This window comes from Deinococcus sp. Leaf326, assembly GCF_001424185.1.
Classification (GTDB): Bacteria; Deinococcota; Deinococci; order Deinococcales; family Deinococcaceae; genus Deinococcus.
Genome location: NZ_LMOM01000041.1, coordinates 1 through 1,721, shown reverse-complemented (window position 1 = coordinate 1,721; position 1,721 = coordinate 1). Strand labels below are relative to the sequence as shown.

The following is a 1,721-nucleotide window of genomic DNA, read 5'->3' as shown; positions in this document are numbered from 1 at the left end:
TCCTCGGATGSRGTACCTGTGGGCGGATGCGGGGTACACCGGGAAACTCGCTGGAGAGATCAACACGCATCTGGGCTGGACCATGGAGATCGTCAAACAYCCTTGGTCGGGTTGGCAGGGCACCTGGGCRCCAAAAGATGCACCTCCACGTRTCGTGGAGGTGCCGAAAGGATTTGTCGTCCTGAAGCGCCGTTGGGTGGTGGAGCGGACGTTCGCCTGGYTGGGGAAATCCRGACGTATGGCGAGGGACGACGAGGCCTTGGTCGAAACCGCTGAGAACCTCGTGTACGAAGTCATGATCTGTTTGATGGTGCGTCGGCTGGCAAAGTCCCCACCCTGACCTTTTTCAGACGCACTTTATTGATCTCGGCGTAAATTATCATTGYTATACTGAGTGGGTATGTCTGGTTGGAAGCCCTCAAAACTCACCCGTGCCCAGCAGGAAGAACGCCGCCTCGCYGCAAAAGAATGGCTGCAACAAGGGACCTTCTCCCGCCAGGCNTCTGGTTGGAAGCCCTCAAAACTCACCCGTGCCCAGCAGGAAGAACGCCGCCTCGCTGCAAAAGAATGGCTGCAACAAGGGACCTTCTCCCGCCAGGCGATCGCAGAGCACGTTGGGGTCTCCATCCACACGGTYGGCACTTGGGTCACGCGGCTGAACCAGCAGCGCACCCTCGAGGCCACCGTCGCGACYGGACGTCCCAGCCGATTGACGGACGAACAGCGCGAASAGATCCGAACCCTCCYGCRGGAGGGTTCACGTCATCACGGCTMMCCAGATGAMAGCTGGACGACGGCCCGCGTGCGGGACGTGATCGGCCGCCATCTGGGCATCTGGTATCACCGTGATCATGTTCGCAAGCTGCTTCATGCGCTGGGGTTTACACCGCAGATGCCGGATGGACGRGCAGCAGAACGCAACGAATTCCGGATTGCCARCTGGAAAGAACAGGTGGYCCCGGAGTTGAAAAAAAAGGTCGCTGAGGGCGCCACCTTGGTCTATCTCGATGAGGTGGGCTTTGCGATGAAGGGCGTACGCCGGCAGACCTGGAACAYCAKGGGCGTGACGCCCYTGGTGACSTTGCCYGCGAACTGGGAGAAGCTTTCCACCATAGGGGCAATCACCTCGGGGGGACAGTTCTTCCAGAACACAAAAAGGGCGCCATGCGGAGTGGGGATGTGATCCAGTTTTTCGAGCATGTGTTGCGCCATGTGACCGGGCACTTGGTGGTCGTCTTGGACAATGCTGAGGTTCCCCCCTCGGTCGGTCCAGTCCGGTTGCAAAGACAGCGTACCTCAGCCCGCCTGAAACAGGCGGGCGTATTCATTCGGTGAGCGGTCTTCCAGAGAGCTGTGTGGGCGAACCTCAGTGTAGTCNCAGGTCCATCACTTCAGCTCCTTCAGCCGGTATCGGTCGGTCCAGTCCGGTTGCAAAGACAGCGTACCTCAGCCCGCCTGAAACAGGCGGGCGTATTCATTCGGTGAGCGGTCTTCCAGAGAGCTGTGTGGGCGAACCTCAGTGTAGTCTTGGTGCCAGGCAGCCACGATCAGGCGGGCCTGTGACAGGGTCTGGAACCAGTGGAGGTTCAGACTCAGAAGTTGCACCTGCATAGGACGAAAAAAGCGCTCCCAGACGCGAGAGTCTGGGAGTGTCTACGTCACAGCCTCTCTGGGAGCGCGCCCGCATTCTGACAGACCGCCTCCTCGCCGTCCCTCCCACG

At 59.8% G+C, this 1,721-nt stretch carries 1 protein-coding gene and 2 pseudogenes; 2 read left to right on the top strand and 1 reads right to left on the bottom strand.

The annotated features are described in order from the left end of the window. Both ASF71_RS25175 and ASF71_RS24775 read left to right on the top strand, forming a co-directional pair. A pseudogene (locus ASF71_RS25175) lies at window positions 1-340 on the top strand (IS5/IS1182 family transposase); the annotation flags it as partial. Window positions 341-502: 162 nt separating this feature from the next. Next, a partial coding sequence (locus ASF71_RS24775; RefSeq protein ID WP_235514443.1) for an IS630 family transposase occupies window positions 503-1,183 on the top strand: 681 nt, incomplete at its 5' end. 263 nt (window positions 1,184-1,446) lie between these two features. On the opposite strand, the pseudogene ASF71_RS25800 reads toward ASF71_RS24775, so the two are convergent. Then, a pseudogene (locus ASF71_RS25800) lies at window positions 1,447-1,620 on the bottom strand (integrase core domain-containing protein); the annotation flags it as partial. Between the last annotated feature and the right edge of the window lie 101 nt (window positions 1,621-1,721).